We start from the raw sequence: 12,950 nt of genomic DNA, 5'->3' as shown, positions 1-12,950 counted from the left end.
CCGGCCGGCTCCCGCCGGTGGGCCCTGTACTTAAAGACCCGAAGTGAGCGAAGCAGAGCGCGATCTCGTTGATCGAGTCGTTCAATCATCAGCACCCACCCCCCGAATGTCGCTGGCCGAGCTGGGCGTCTCCCCGTCGACAGGGATACGCGCCACGGTGATCTGGCCGGCTTCTCCGGTCATCGTGAGCTCTTTGCCACCCGGCACGTCCTGGAGTTCGTCGAACGCCAGCGCCTCGATCGGAGATTCGAGCGGATCGAGGACGGCTCCGGATTCGACCGAGAGCTGTCCAGAGCCGGGATCCTTGACGACGAGGCGGTGTGCGTGGGCGTTCTGCCACTCGGCGAAGATCTGGTCGTCGAACTGCAGTTGGAGATCTGCTTCCTCGTCGACGTCGAACCCCGTTTCGGGTTCGTCGACGCGAATCCGCAGCCAGCGGTGCTTGTCTTCCGACTCGAAGGGAATGTCTTCCCAGCCGAACCACGTCGCACCCCACTCAGCGTAGCAGAGCCCGGTGCCGACGTCGAAGCCCGAGATGACGTCGGACTCCATCGGGACGGTCTCGAAGCCGACCGGGATCGAGGACATTCGCGACGTCCGCGGGTTCGGTCGGCCGTCGGGCATCGAGATGCGCCATTCCCACTCACGACGGCCCTTGTGGTGGATGTTCTCCTCGTAGTGGATCGCGCCGAACGGCGAGAACCCGGCGCGTCTCGAATCGGACATACACGAGCGGAACAGCGTGACCTTGTCGTGGGTGCGGTGAGCGTCCTGTTTCGCGTCCTCGGGAACGAGGTCACCCAGTTCGTCGAACAGCAGCGAGAGCCACTCGTAGTGACTCGAATGCTCGACGGCCGCGAGGATGAACGCGAACCACCAGTGCTGCAGCGGCGTCGGCGGCTCGCTCTCTTTCGTTTCCCACGACGGACGGAACGGCAGCGGGTCACTCGTCCCTGGACGATTCGTCTCCGCGGTGAGTTGGGTACAGCCGGTGAACGTCGGATCCGGGTAGACGACGTTGATCGTTCCCTCGGGACCGTCGCCGAGTTGCTCCAGGAGGTCGAGGGGATCCTCGTAGGTGAAGACGTCGCGGACAACTTCGTCCAGATCGTCGACGTTCTCGGTCGGAGCGTCACCCGTTTCGGTCATCCACGTGGCCTCGACGTCGGCATCGGCGGGGAGCCACAGCGTAACCCAGCGCTTCAGCCGCAGCCACTCTGAGCGCATCGGAGAGCCACGCCAGACGACGATTTCACCGTTCTCGTCGATCAGCCGCGTGCCGATCTGAGAGAGCAGCGTGGACTTCCCACAGCCACGCTTTCCGACGAGCAGGGCGCCGGTGCCGCCCTCTGAACGAGTGCGCTCGGCGTCGTGCTCGTGGATCAGCAGGTCTGGGTAGACAATCCGAGAGGGTTCGTCGCTGTCTTTGGTGAAGTCGGCAATGTCCAGCTGACCGATGCCGTATCGGCGTCGGATCTCGTCGGCGTCCGTCGGTTCGTCTTTCGGTGCGGAGTGCGTCCGCACGGACTGTTGCGTTTTCTGGCCCCAGTCACGGTCTTCTGGAGCGCTCTTTTCGGTCGGAGTGAGTCTGTTGTTCGTCATCCTGAAGGAATGTGCATATCCGCGGATCGTTCGTCAGTCGCTTCCCCTGCACTCGCCGCTAACTCACGGACTGCGCGGTTCGTTGCGGGTAGAAGATAGCGGGCGGCCAATTGCTCGCGCCCGCGGGCGTACGCTTCAGTCCCGCCCAACGCGACGCGCCTGCCTGCGCGCTTTTGGATGAGCTCGAAGTCGAACTCCTGGCCGCCCGGGATGTTCTCGATCTCCCCGAGCGTGTCGTAGTCGAACTGGTGGACCCAGTTCTCGAGCTCCGACAGCGACTCGAAGCCGTCGAACCAGCGCTGGAGCCGAATGCGCTGGCGCTGCTGATACTCGTCGAGTGTCGGTCGAAGGACTGAGTGCGGCGATTCGTCTGGATCTGGTGCGGGGTTGTCTTCGTCGACGTACTCCGTCGCTCGGGTTCGGAGGTCGCGCAGCGCCTTCCGGCAGGCCGGGCGAAGATGCTTCGCCGCCTGTCGGTGACGCTCGTCGGCCCGCTGCTCGGCTGTGAGGAACGACCGCGGATGGTGTCGTCGACGGGCTTCTGCGTTGTTCAGACAGCACGCGACGGTGACGTCCTGCGTTGGCAGCAGATAGTACACCCAGTCGGCAACACGCCCGAGCGTGCGGTACTGGAACGTATGCAGCCACTTCAGCAGCGCTTGCCTCGAAGCAAATCCGTCTTCACGGAACGTCTGGAGCGCTTCGAGCTGCTCCTCGCGCAGGCGGTTGAGCGCCGGGCGACGTGGGTCCGGCTCGTCGAGCGGGTCTTTCGCGTCGGGGTCGACGTCCCAGTGTGCAGCGGCGGAGGGTTCCGAACTCACGCTTCGGTCACCCCCTTCGCTTCCTCAGACCACAGCTCGTCGAGGGCTTCCGGATCCTCGCGCTCGTGGGCGCGCTGGATGAGCGCTTCCGCGCCCTGCTCCTCGATCATTTCGAGGATGTCTTCGTGGCGGTTCTTCTCCGAGCGGAGTTCCTGGATGAGCCCCTCGAAGGTCTGGTACTCTTCGAGCGACTTTTCGAGGTACATCGCGGTCGCGTAGGCATCCTGGGCCTGCCCGACTGCGGGCAGGATCCGCGCGGTCCCGTTGTGCGCTTCTGTGTAGATCAGCGCGACACCGACCACGCCAGCCAGCACGGCCACGATCGGGCCGACGAGCAGGAAGAACACGGTCGCCGGAATCGCGAAGACGACCAGCGCCTCCAGGAGGCCGCCGATGTCGAAGTTGCCCTCCTCGTCGTAGATCGGCGAGCGGAAGTTGAAGTGCTCGCGTTCGACGTCGACGAGCGAATCCGCATCTGTCGCGATGAACAGCATCTTGTCGGCCGGCGAGTTGTAGAGGTCGATCTCGGAGTTGATCCGAGACGCCCCGGCCAGCACGGCCGCGCCGCCGAAGACACGCGCAAAGAACGCCCGCAGGCCCGTCGGGATCACCGCGAGCGCCCCGCCGGCAGTCTTGGTGATCTTGATCGTGCGGAACTGCCCAGCGATGCCCTCACGGGCGATGTCACCGGAAGGGGTCTTCTTCGCGTCCGTGTCCATCCGGAAGAGCACGACGCGCCTGACGCCGTCCTCGTAGCGTTCGAGGAAGACGATCCCGACGAGCCCGCCGACGAACAGCGGGACGGCGAACGGTAACGCGACGATGATGCCCGAGAGCCACGTCGCGGCGAACAACAGGCCGAAGAACGTCGCGAACCCGAGGATCACGAGCCACGGCATAAGCCCCCACTGCGGACCGGCTCCGGCGCGACGGATCGCGGCCGGCACGGCGAACCCGGCGAGGGCGGTCGTGCCGAGCGTCGGGAAGACGATCTGGATGAGCGCCCGCTCCCAGAACCCGCCCTCGGTGGTGATGAGGATGTTCTGAGCGAACGGCACCGAGTGATGGGTGAAGTGCCAGCGGACGTCCGGATGGCCCTCGATCCACATCGTCACCTGCGTCGGCTCGGAGTGGCTCGGCAGCGAGATGTTCGCCCGGTCGCGGTTCTCCTCGATCGTGAGGTTCTGCCGCGCGACCGTCTGGTTGACGGCGACCGTCTTCTGGATCGTGCCGTTCCCGTTCGGAGCAGCGACTTCGCGCTGCTCGGCTTCCCAGTAGACAATCACGAGCGTCTCGTCGCTCTCGGGGCGGCCGTACCGAATCGAATCGAGGTTGACGCGATCGCGCCGGACGGTCGTCCCGTGTTCGAGGAACTTATCGGTCGCGTGGAGCAACCCGACGCCGTCGTAGCGGACGGCGAGCGACGTGTACGTGTCGAGTTTGCGGACTGAGTCTGGTGAGTCCGGATCGGGTTTCGTGCCCTGTCGTCGCAGCTCGTCGATCGTGTAGCCCGCGTCAGCCTGAGTGGGCGACGTCGCCTGCATCGGCCGCTGGTCGGCCGACAGATCAGCGACTGCCGTCCCGACGCCCATCCCGACAGGGCCGACGAGCAGGAGGATCGCGAGCGATGCGAAGGCGACTCGCCGCATCAGTCCAGCACCATCCTCCCGCTCTTGTAGACCGCTGCGAGCGCCACGATCAGCGCGAAGCCCAGCACTGCGAGCGGCATCTTCACGCCCACGAGGCCCGTGACGGCTCCACCGATCGCGCCGGTCGCCACCAGCGCTGCGAAGAAGACTGTCGGAGCGATCAGCAGCACCAACAGCCAACGCCAGAGGCGCATCTACTCGCTCACCTCCGGAGCAGAGTCGTCGGTCGGAGTCTCACCGACCACGCCGGCCTCGACGACCAGCGCGAGCGCCAGTACGAGCGGGAGTGCGACCCACAGCAGGATCGCCGGTCCGCTCCCGAACAGCGTGACGAGCGCGCCTGCGACGCTCGCGAAGCCGACGAGAATCGACGCACAGAGCGTCGCGACGTCTTTCCGGCGGGTCACGACGACACCTCCCGCTTGTTGAGGATCCACGCGAGAAGCACGGGTACGAGCAGCGCGACACCGAGGATGGGTCGCCGGAGAATCTCCGGCGAGAGGAACAGGCCGGCCAGTCCAGCCAGGATGGCGAACGCCATCGTCCCCGACGCGAGGAAACTGATCGTACCAGTTTCAGAGGTCATTTGCGACCGGACAGAGGCATCTTCGCCGTTGCCTCGGAGCCGCCGGACGAGCCAATACAACATCACCACGACCAGCAGACTCGCCAGTGCGAGGCGGGCCTGCGGGCCGATCGTGAGGGATTCTGTCTGTAGTATCATTGTCTTGTTAATCTGCGTAGGTCACCCCGACTGCGAGGACGAACACGAACGCGATCGTGCCCGCGATGAGCGCCGGTGTCTGGTACTGTGCTGGGAGCGTCCCGCCGACGAGCGGGAGAGGTCCGCCAGCGCCGAGCCAGCCGATCCCGATCGCGCCGATATTCGACGAGATGAGCGGGACGTCGGCGACGACCTGGGCGACGATACCCGCGACCTCCGCGCCTTCGCCGGCGAGGATCACCACGAGCGAGAAGCCCAGCGAGATGCCGAGCGTCCCGATCGCTACCCACGTTGAGAAGAGTCGCTGCAGTCGTCTGGAGACGCTTCGGGCGATCGTCTCGGGATTCCCCGAGGACGCCCACCAGGCCTCCAGCACCATCCACGCGAGCATCAGCAGCGCGACGCCGACGATGACGGGCCGCTCGCCGAGTCCGAACGTCGGGATGATCGACACGTTCCACGGGAGCAGCAGCGACCCGAGCAGGCCCACCAAGAGCACGCTCAACAGGAACGGAATCGATGGCAGCCGTCCCTTCTTCACGTAGGCGAGCCCGAACAGCACGACCATCAGCAGGAGGATCAGGAACCCTCCGAGGATCGCACCGAGAGTACCGAGGAGGGACATCAGCTACGGTCCCCCTGGAAGCTGTCCGATCGACTGCGGAGTCTGGCGTTGCATATCGATTGGATCGGTTGTCGGGAGACTGCGGCCGCTCTGTGTCCGGATCGACAGAGGTTACCCCCGGTAGAGCGGGCTGCAGTAGTCGTCACGCTGTGCCTCCATCCGTGCGCGTGCGCCAACGGAGCCAGAGCCGACGGACGAGGAAGACCAGGTAGGCCCCCGCGCCGATCAGGATCAGCTGCTGTTGGACGGACGGGTCGATATCCAGACTCGGGAGGATCCGAATCGAGAACAGCGACCAGCCGGCGAACAGCGTCCCCGCGTTGGCCGTCAGAAACGGGACCAACTGCTGGAGCCCTAAGGCTCCGAAGAACCCCGTCGCCCACGCGAACGGCGATTTCAAGATGTCTATTACGCTCATTCTATGGTCTACTCACTGGTGCGGCCGCGATGATGATGCGAACGAGCCAGAACAGCCCGACAGTCAACCCGAGTCCGAGCAGGAAGAGGATCGCCGGACCGGCGAGGCCACCGTCGCTCGGGATGGACGTCCAGACCGTCTCGATGCCCTGCAGGAGTTGGATCCCGCCGAGCCCGAATTCGTCGATCAGGACGTCAGCGACGTAGCCCGGAATGTCCACGAACGAGAACAGATCGCACTCGTTCGAGGAGCACCACGGGACGTTCACCGAACTCCCGTCGACGGTGATCTGGCCGGGGACCTCGAAGCCGGCAATCCACCGGGAGAGGTTGATCCCCAGCAGTAACGCTGTCAGGACGTACCCGACGAGCGTCGAGAGCAGCACACCCAGCACGAAGCGGCGAGGGCTGTTCGCGACGGATTTGAGGTTCGTGAGCCAGCCCGGGAGCGAGAGGTCGCCCCAGCCCGAGATACCTCCGCCGCCGCTGCTTGTCGTGTCGTCACTGGTGGATCCGCTATCGGAGTCCCACGATTCGTCGCCGTCGTCACTGACGTACGCGCCTGAATCTGGGACAGACATCACCGCACCTCCAGCGGGTCACAGCGCATACTTGCGCACCCCCCAGAACACGGTTGCCAGTGCGATGATCAGCGCAAAGGCGAGCAGAAAACCCAGCGCTGCGTCCGATACTGAGGCTTCTGCGCTGTCGAAGACGGCGTCGACGTAGTCTCCTGGCCCATCGATCGAGATGAGGTCCATTCCGCGCAGGATCCACGTTCCGTCGCCGAACAGCACCGCAACCAGGTCGTTCAGGAAGTCGAATCCTGCGTCGACGAGGTCACTGAGTGCTTGCGCGGCCGCGCGGTAGTACGCGATGATCCCGTAGAGGACAGTCATCAGGCCTGAGCCGGCCGCAGTCTTCGTCAGCAGCCCGACTTTCACACTGGGAGTGCCGTCCCCATCCTCGACGCGGTCGAAGATCGATCCATCGTCGCCCCAGTTCGTGAGGTAGCGGTCGCTATCGGCCACCGCGATCACCTCGCTGTCGGGGGACTGATGGTGCGATCATTATTCTGCGTCGTCTGGGCCGAAGAACGGGACACTCCCCAGGAACGGGACGTCCTGGTTGGTGAGGTCCTGCCAGAGGCTGTAGAGCCACGCCAGCACGAGGACGATCAGGAACGCGATGATGAACCCCAACGCCTCGGTGCTCAGCCACGCAGCCGTTCCCTCCTGACCGGCGGAGAGCAGTCCTGAGAGGCCGCCGATGAAGTTCGTGTTGAACAGCGAATCGAGTTCTGCGAAGAACCCACTGGCGAACCCACCAAGCCCCGCTGCAGTCGCTCGAACTGGCGCGACAATCACGTAGATGGCTGCCATAAACACGCCGCCAGCGCCGCCGGCAAGGAACTTTGAGAGGGACGATGCGCTCCGGGCACTGTCGACGAGCGAGCTCGAACTCGGGACGTCACTGCCGCTCGAACTCATTGGCTCACACCGCCTTCCGAGCCTTCCGGAGGTAGTTGCCGATGATCGCCACGATGCCACCGACGCCACCGACGATCGCGCCCCAGATGCCGCCGTTACCACCGGCGTTGCTGAAGAAGCCGCCGCCACCGCCGGCGGGGCTCTGCTGCATCGCCGTGACGTCATCCTGGGTCAGCCGGAGCTGAGACCGGACGACGATCTCTTGACCGGGCTGGATCGTGTCGTCGAGGACGTGCGTCTCGTTCTCACCGGAGAACTGCCCCGTGACGTCCGTCCACGCCGTGTTGGAAATCTCCGAGAACTTCGTGTCGGAGGTGCCTTCGGCGACCTCAACGCTCACGTAGCGGTCGCTCGGGAGCGACTGGTTCACGCGAAGCGAGAGGCCTTGGTGGCCCAGATCGTACGCTTCAGGCACGGACAGGCGCGTGTAGATCGTCGCCTGCTTGTCGTAGGCGGGGTAGGTGTTGCCCGCGTCCGAGACTGTTGCCTGCGTGTCCGAGGCCGGCAGCGCCGAGCTCGTGTAGTGGACGGGGAAGCGCAGGTCGTGGACCGTGACGTTGTTGTCGCCCGAGAAGGTCGGCCCGAGCGAGCCCATCGAAGCGATCGAGACGTCACCGATCGGCTCGGTCACGGTTTCGGTCTCCCATTCGTCGTCTGAATTCTGGTAGTGGTGATCACCGAACTGCCACTCGCCGGTCTTCTCGGCGTTCAGCGCGAAGATCGACGCGTCGACCGTCCCGGTCGCGGAGGTGACGCTGATCGACTCGATGTCGTTGAACGTGCCGTCCGAGCCGCTGACGGAGTTCGTCGTCAGCTGACCGAACTGCTCCTGCCAGACGTACGTCCCGGTGCCGTTCGCGATGACCGCTGCGTTGCCCGTGACGTCCTGAGAGGTGTTGATCGTCGCCTGCTTGTAGTCGCCGTCGGCGTCGGTGAAGTTCACGTTCACCGTGCCGTCACTGGAAATCGAGTGGACAACCACGCCGATCTGGCCGAACTTCTTGTTCTCGTCACTCGTGACCGAGAAGTTCGAGAACGACGCGGAGTCGCCCGCGGCCGACGTCGTGATCTGGACGGCCTCGACGCCAGGCCCGGTTTCGGTATCGGAGACCGATGCACCCGAGGTCGTCCACTCGCTCGCCGTCAGCGCCGACACGTCGCTCTTGTCGTGCGGGAAGGCTCCGTAGTCGGCGGCTTCGATCTGCGCGGGTGAGAAGGTGTAGACGTTCGGTTGCGAGTCGGTTTCGTTGACGATGGCGTCGAGACTGGCCTGTGAGCCGTCATTCGCTTCGTAGGTCGTGACAGCCTGGCCGGTCGGGTGGGCTGCTTTCGTCAGCTGGTCCTCGTTGATGTACGGCGAGGGTGTCGCACCGTTCCCGAAGATGACCGTGCCCGCGGCCGCGCCCACGCTCGAAAACAGCACGAGCGTAACGAGCGCGATCGCGAGCCCACGAGCGCCGATGCTCGGAAGTCGCTCGCGGAGGCTCATCGCGAGCCTCCGTCAGAAGGTGTGTGTGATCGCTGTCGATGCCACTGCCGATACTGCGTACTGGATTTCATTTGTGAACTCCGAGAAGTCGCTCTTTGAGTCGCCGTGCTTTCGTCCGTATGCGGCCCTCGTGGGCCTGTTTGCCTGCGTCGTGATGTTGGTAGGATTCCCAGGATGGCATCCTCAGAAGTGTGCCCGCGTGTCGGGCCGCGGGAGGCCCTGTCTGTACTGTCGCTTCGGCCACGTGCGTCGAAGACGGGCGATATACTGCCGGAACTCGTCGCTCGCGTCGAGGCCGATGTCGACTTGGCTGACGTCACTCATCGGCCTCCTCGGCATCAGAAAGCGCTCGTTCCTGCCGATCGCGCTCAGTCTGCTCGACGTGTTGGCGCAACTGCTGCGTCTCGTCGAGCAGATCAGTCACGGTCGGGCCTCCGGTACTGTAGGAAGAACGTGACCGCAGCGGCTGCGGCGAACGTCACGATCGCGGCCGTTCCTTCACCGACGCCGACGAGATAGCCCGCAGCGGCGTAGGCGAATGCCATTACCGTGAGGATGATGTTGCGGTTGCCGGAGCTGAGTCCGAGGCCGTACCGGCGCATCGTCACACGATCGCGGACGAAGCCGCCATCGGTCGCGACGGCTTCGTCGGCGTCGGTCGCCTCGAGCTCGTCCGCTTCGTAGACGACTGCCGTCTCCTCGGGGACGCCGACCATCGGCGGGTCGTGATCGAGGTCGACGGAGACGTTGCCGTCGAGTGAGTCTGCCTCGATAGCCGTGACTCCGCCGTTCTCGCGGACTGCGACCTCGCCAGTCACAGCGGCCTCCCGGCGTTATCGAACTCTTGCCACGTGGCAGACGGTTCGACACGCTCGCGTTGCTTGGAATCTGTTCGCCTGTCGTCTCGGCCCTCCTCGTTGTCTGAAAAGGAGGGGTTCGGGGCGGAAGCCCCGCGTTTTCCAGTCATAGTCTGGCTCCGACCGGTGATCCGGAGCGACCGGGCCGGCCGTCGCCTCAGAAAGCGGGATTTAGAGCGAAAAGAGCCAGAATCTGCCCGTTCTACCCATCTACGGGTGAGCCGGGAATCGTCCCGTCTGACTCTTTTTGACCGTTACCACCGTGCCATCGATTATGAGTGCTGGATTGCCGACGCGTGACGCAAAGGTCCAGAAGAGCAATGGGTCGGTTCGCATCACGATTCCGGCAGAAGTCGTCAGCGAGGTTGATTTCGAGGCAGGTGAGACAGTGTTGATGCGTCCGACCGAGGACGGAGGGCTGGTAGTCCGCGGTGCTGGATCCGTCTGGGAGAGCGACTACTGATGCCTGGTCGCGCGTTGGACGCGGCTGTCGACGATCCTACTGGCCGGACCCTGGAACAGTTTGGGCGGGCAGGTGTTGCAGCCGTGTATGCGGGTCTGCTGTGGCTTTCGACTGCGCTCGTCGTCAAGGAATTTTCTTTGTCGTGGCCACTTGCCACGTTTTGGCTCGCGATGCTGTTCGCACTTGAACTCACAATGCCACCACGGTCCTGATCGTGTCCGACTTTTCGGGGAGATCCGACCGATGGCTCTGTTGAGCATTTCAACAGTTGACACAAGGGGCGTGCGAGATACAGAGAATGTATTCAGCAAATCTTGGTTTCCCGCCGGGAGAAGACACTGCGCGTTTAACTGACCCGATCCACTGCATACGTTCTAGTTTACTGGCGGTCAAAGACGGTAAGAGCCGAATTTTAATACCGTCCAGCATCGGTTTCCGGATAGGGTGTTGAGTCATATGGACGACAAATCTGAGTCATCTGCTCGCAGCAAGCTTGGTCACCGCTTCCACGGAGTGGTTCGGTTGATCTGGCTTCCAGCTGAACGGCGGCCCCGCGCTTCCATCCGTCTCATAGTGGCTTTTCTACTCTTCTTGGTGCTGGCCGGGGCCGGGAACCAGTATCAGCCACGACCCATAACAGGGAACAACGCAATCGGGGAGGTCATCAATATGCTGACCGCCCAATTACCGAACGCACTAGGACTCGGTTTCGCCGTTATCATTGCAGCGATTCTCGTTGATCGTCGTCGGATCACTGACTTGGGCCTTGAAATTAACCGGCAGTGGTGGCGTGGACTCGCCGGAGGGACACTGGTCGGTGCCGGCGTCACTCTCTTAGCGATTATCGTCGGCTTGAGAATCGGCTACTACGAACTCACCGGCGTGGGGCTGCCAACGGGACTTGGTGTCTGGGTTGTAGTCGCAGTCGGTGGCGCACTCTTCCAGTTACTCTTCGTCGTACCCGAAGAACTCTTCGTCCGTGGCTACATCATCACGAACATTACAGAAGGGCTTGATGGCGTCCCATCAATCCCACGAGGTGTGGCTGCGGCCGTCGGAATCGCTGTCTCTTCACTATTCTTCTATCAGACCCATACCGTGGCGAAAGGCGCTGTGTACGGGAGTATGGTCGGGGTCATCTCCATTCTTCTGGGCCTTGGATATGTTCTCAGTGGTAAACTTTCCGTCCCGATCGGGATTCACTTCGGGTTCAACTTCGCTGGTGTCCTCGCTGGTTCAAACCCACAGTATGCGAGTCTCATTGAACTGACTGCAGCGACGACTGTTCAGGAGTCGCTCGTCTTCCCCCTTGAGGCGGTTTTGGTTCGGCTAGTGGGTGCTGTCATAGGAATCGCTGTGGTGGCTTGGTGGTATCACGCTACGCGGGATGGAATACACGTCGTACCGGAGATCGCATCCCCGGCTCTCCGCTGGAAAGAAACACAGAACACGACCAACGCCTGAGCACCACCGTCCTCGTTACTAAAGCGAATGAACCTGTTCTGGTGGGGTACTGTTCAGATAAGAGAGTCAGAGTGGATAGCTGCAAAGCGCTTACGGCCTTCACCTTCGGGGTCAAGCCCCGAGGCACTCGGCCCGCTCCGCCTGTAGAAACAGCGACCAAGAGGACCTCGAAAGCCGTGCGTGCTGGAGGAACGCAAGTGCCGCCCCGAGGGGAGTTCGGTGGAGACGGTTCTCAGATAGTGAGACGCACAGTCACGTATTCTCTGTCATCGCGTGTATTGTATATATGGACAGGGTGTCATAGAAGACTCCCCACACCCACACAGGAATCGTTCACTACAGGCTGGCCATAGAAAGGGGGTTCACGCTGCTCGCCCTCGGTTCAACTCGACTGATCCATCGCTGTCGATAAAAACATCGAGTTGATTGAACCATTCATCGGACTGAAACTCCCTGGCGAAAGCGACATCGCCGTCTAGCTGAACCGTTACTCGGTACTGGCCACTCTTCCACGTCATTTGACCGATTTGGGCGGTCTTCTTGCTCGCCACGTCAACCGTGTTTGCCACGGCCAGTTTCTCCCTCTGGATAGTCCAGACCGTCACAGTATGGGAAGCGTCATCCTGGTTGACGGCGAGCATCGTTATGGGATCCCCTGGCCTTCCGGTACAGCCAGCAAGAGAGAGTATGCTCGTCAAAACAGCGAGATACTGGCGTCGGTTCATAATTCATTGATGAGACGGTCCAATCAAAAACCCAGTCTTGGGTCAAACGACTGTTTACCACAAAGAATGCCATTTATCGGGGGCTTCAGTTTCACACAATGCGAGATATGCAATCAAATTCTCACGGCCAATTCAGTTGTCGAGCCGTGAAATACACACCGTGGCAACTCATCTATGACACCCTGTATATGGAAGTTGAATCGTCCGCACAGGCGTACCCAGAGAGGGTGGGGTTCGCTGTCGGATTCCTGCTCGGCGCCCTGGTTGGAGGATTCACTTGGATCTATTCCCGCAACGTCGTCCTCGGAGTGATTCTGTTCGCTGCGACGGGCACGGTGCTGGGCGTCGTCATCAAACAAACTCTCGACACGCGTCTACTCACCCCGCGTGAACGACGGATCGCACTGGCGAGCGTCCTACTCGGGCTCGTCTTGCTTGTGCTCGTGGACAGGGTGTCATAGAAGACTTCCCACACCCACACAGGAATCGTTCAGTTCATACTGACGGCTGAATATTTTTCAAACAGGAGTACGTTGCTTCGATATGGCTTCCCTCGACAACGTGTCTACCGACGACCTCCGCCAGGTCTTGGCGGAGGTCGAGGGAAAGAAACCGACACAGCGG

At 62.5% G+C, this 12,950-nt stretch carries 18 protein-coding genes; 3 read left to right on the top strand and 15 right to left on the bottom strand.

Annotated features, from left to right (window positions below; translation table 11 throughout):
- Positions 1–81 precede the first annotated feature (81 nt).
- The 14 genes from D3D02_RS06720 to D3D02_RS06660 all read right to left on the bottom strand — a co-directional run bounded on the left by D3D02_RS06720 (position 82) and on the right by D3D02_RS06660 (position 9,635).
- A complete protein-coding gene (locus tag D3D02_RS06720) occupies positions 82–1,602 on the bottom strand; it encodes an ATP-binding protein (protein WP_121569226.1) in 1,521 nt (506 codons plus the stop codon).
- Positions 1,599–2,423 (bottom strand): hypothetical protein, encoded by an 825-nt coding sequence (locus D3D02_RS06715; RefSeq protein WP_121569225.1) that lies wholly within the window; start codon positions 2,421–2,423, stop codon positions 1,599–1,601. Before D3D02_RS06715 ends, D3D02_RS06720 begins: the two co-directional genes overlap by 4 nt.
- The gene (locus D3D02_RS06710; RefSeq protein ID WP_121569224.1) at positions 2,420–4,072 is read right to left on the bottom strand and encodes a hypothetical protein; all 1,653 of its coding nucleotides are present in this window, start codon (positions 4,070–4,072) and stop codon (positions 2,420–2,422) included. The genes D3D02_RS06715 and D3D02_RS06710 overlap by 4 nt, the downstream gene beginning before the upstream one ends.
- A complete protein-coding gene (locus tag D3D02_RS06705; protein ID WP_121569223.1) occupies positions 4,072–4,266 on the bottom strand; it encodes a hypothetical protein in 195 nt (64 codons plus the stop codon). Before D3D02_RS06705 ends, D3D02_RS06710 begins: the two co-directional genes overlap by 1 nt.
- Entirely contained in the window at positions 4,267–4,479 is a 213-nt protein-coding gene (locus D3D02_RS06700; protein ID WP_121569222.1) for a hypothetical protein, read from the bottom strand.
- On the bottom strand, positions 4,476–4,796 hold the full coding sequence (locus D3D02_RS06695; protein WP_121569221.1) for a hypothetical protein: 321 nt from the start codon (positions 4,794–4,796) through the stop codon (positions 4,476–4,478). The genes D3D02_RS06700 and D3D02_RS06695 overlap by 4 nt, the downstream gene beginning before the upstream one ends.
- Before the next feature lie 7 nt (positions 4,797–4,803).
- Positions 4,804–5,421, bottom strand: coding sequence for a hypothetical protein (locus tag D3D02_RS06690; RefSeq protein WP_121569220.1), 618 nt, complete (start codon positions 5,419–5,421; stop codon positions 4,804–4,806).
- Between the two features lie 142 nt (positions 5,422–5,563).
- A complete protein-coding gene (locus D3D02_RS06685) occupies positions 5,564–5,839 on the bottom strand; it encodes a hypothetical protein (protein WP_121569219.1) in 276 nt (91 codons plus the stop codon).
- Between the two features lies 1 nt (position 5,840).
- A complete protein-coding gene (locus tag D3D02_RS06680) occupies positions 5,841–6,419 on the bottom strand; it encodes a hypothetical protein (protein ID WP_121569218.1) in 579 nt (192 codons plus the stop codon).
- A gap of 18 nt (positions 6,420–6,437) precedes the next feature.
- Positions 6,438–6,869, bottom strand: coding sequence for a hypothetical protein (locus tag D3D02_RS06675; RefSeq protein WP_147435580.1), 432 nt, complete (start codon positions 6,867–6,869; stop codon positions 6,438–6,440).
- A gap of 39 nt (positions 6,870–6,908) precedes the next feature.
- Positions 6,909–7,328, bottom strand: a complete 420-nt coding sequence (locus tag D3D02_RS06670) for a hypothetical protein (RefSeq protein ID WP_121569216.1) — start codon at positions 7,326–7,328, stop codon at positions 6,909–6,911.
- Positions 7,329–7,332: 4 nt separating this feature from the next.
- Positions 7,333–8,817 (bottom strand): hypothetical protein, encoded by a 1,485-nt coding sequence (locus tag D3D02_RS06665; protein ID WP_121569215.1) that lies wholly within the window; start codon positions 8,815–8,817, stop codon positions 7,333–7,335.
- Positions 8,818–9,000: 183 nt separating this feature from the next.
- Complete coding sequence (locus tag D3D02_RS20605; protein ID WP_158599325.1) at positions 9,001–9,141, bottom strand: hypothetical protein; 141 nt, start codon at positions 9,139–9,141, stop codon at positions 9,001–9,003.
- 92 nt (positions 9,142–9,233) lie between these two features.
- Positions 9,234–9,635 (bottom strand): hypothetical protein, encoded by a 402-nt coding sequence (locus D3D02_RS06660; RefSeq protein WP_121569214.1) that lies wholly within the window; start codon positions 9,633–9,635, stop codon positions 9,234–9,236.
- Positions 9,636–9,948: 313 nt separating this feature from the next.
- On the opposite strand from D3D02_RS06660, the gene D3D02_RS06655 reads away from it, so the two are divergent.
- Both D3D02_RS06655 and D3D02_RS06650 read left to right on the top strand, forming a co-directional pair.
- A complete protein-coding gene (locus D3D02_RS06655; protein ID WP_121569213.1) occupies positions 9,949–10,137 on the top strand; it encodes an AbrB/MazE/SpoVT family DNA-binding domain-containing protein in 189 nt (62 codons plus the stop codon).
- Between the two features lie 456 nt (positions 10,138–10,593).
- A complete protein-coding gene (locus D3D02_RS06650; protein WP_121569212.1) occupies positions 10,594–11,601 on the top strand; it encodes a CPBP family intramembrane glutamic endopeptidase in 1,008 nt (335 codons plus the stop codon).
- A 362-nt stretch (positions 11,602–11,963) separates the two neighbouring features.
- Here the strand turns inward: D3D02_RS06650 and D3D02_RS06645 are convergent, their stop codons facing one another.
- The gene (locus D3D02_RS06645) at positions 11,964–12,326 is read right to left on the bottom strand and encodes a hypothetical protein (protein ID WP_147435579.1); all 363 of its coding nucleotides are present in this window, start codon (positions 12,324–12,326) and stop codon (positions 11,964–11,966) included.
- Between the two features lie 188 nt (positions 12,327–12,514).
- On the opposite strand from D3D02_RS06645, the gene D3D02_RS06640 reads away from it, so the two are divergent.
- Positions 12,515–12,787: a hypothetical protein gene (locus D3D02_RS06640; protein WP_147435578.1), complete on the top strand. Its 273-nt coding sequence runs from the start codon at positions 12,515–12,517 to the stop codon at positions 12,785–12,787.
- Positions 12,788–12,950 lie beyond the last annotated feature (163 nt).

The organism is Halobellus sp. Atlit-38R (genome assembly GCF_003665925.1).
Lineage (GTDB): Archaea > Halobacteriota > Halobacteria > Halobacteriales > Haloferacaceae > Haloquadratum > Haloquadratum inordinatus.
Note: the sequence above shows the minus strand (reverse complement) of the source record. Positions and strands in the feature narration are given on the sequence as shown.

What these genes read in the sequence shown, in the direction of transcription:
- D3D02_RS06720 (WP_121569226.1), bottom strand. Translation starts at nt 1,602, where the DNA reads ATGACGAACAACAGACTCACTCCGACCGAAAAGAGCGCTCCAGAAGAC.
- D3D02_RS06710 (WP_121569224.1), bottom strand. Translation starts at nt 4,072, where the DNA reads ATGCGGCGAGTCGCCTTCGCATCGCTCGCGATCCTCCTGCTCGTCGGC.
- D3D02_RS06705 (WP_121569223.1), bottom strand. Translation starts at nt 4,266, where the DNA reads ATGCGCCTCTGGCGTTGGCTGTTGGTGCTGCTGATCGCTCCGACAGTC.
- D3D02_RS06695 (WP_121569221.1), bottom strand. Translation starts at nt 4,796, where the DNA reads ATGATACTACAGACAGAATCCCTCACGATCGGCCCGCAGGCCCGCCTC.
- D3D02_RS06690 (WP_121569220.1), bottom strand. Translation starts at nt 5,421, where the DNA reads ATGTCCCTCCTCGGTACTCTCGGTGCGATCCTCGGAGGGTTCCTGATC.
- D3D02_RS06685 (WP_121569219.1), bottom strand. Translation starts at nt 5,839, where the DNA reads ATGAGCGTAATAGACATCTTGAAATCGCCGTTCGCGTGGGCGACGGGG.
- D3D02_RS06680 (WP_121569218.1), bottom strand. Translation starts at nt 6,419, where the DNA reads ATGTCTGTCCCAGATTCAGGCGCGTACGTCAGTGACGACGGCGACGAA.
- D3D02_RS06670 (WP_121569216.1), bottom strand. Translation starts at nt 7,328, where the DNA reads ATGAGTTCGAGCGGCAGTGACGTCCCGAGTTCGAGCTCGCTCGTCGAC.
- D3D02_RS06665 (WP_121569215.1), bottom strand. Translation starts at nt 8,817, where the DNA reads ATGAGCCTCCGCGAGCGACTTCCGAGCATCGGCGCTCGTGGGCTCGCG.
- D3D02_RS20605 (WP_158599325.1), bottom strand. Translation starts at nt 9,141, where the DNA reads ATGAGTGACGTCAGCCAAGTCGACATCGGCCTCGACGCGAGCGACGAG.
- D3D02_RS06655 (WP_121569213.1), top strand. Translation starts at nt 9,949, where the DNA reads ATGAGTGCTGGATTGCCGACGCGTGACGCAAAGGTCCAGAAGAGCAAT.
- D3D02_RS06650 (WP_121569212.1), top strand. Translation starts at nt 10,594, where the DNA reads ATGGACGACAAATCTGAGTCATCTGCTCGCAGCAAGCTTGGTCACCGC.
- D3D02_RS06645 (WP_147435579.1), bottom strand. Translation starts at nt 12,326, where the DNA reads ATGAACCGACGCCAGTATCTCGCTGTTTTGACGAGCATACTCTCTCTT.
- D3D02_RS06640 (WP_147435578.1), top strand. Translation starts at nt 12,515, where the DNA reads ATGGAAGTTGAATCGTCCGCACAGGCGTACCCAGAGAGGGTGGGGTTC.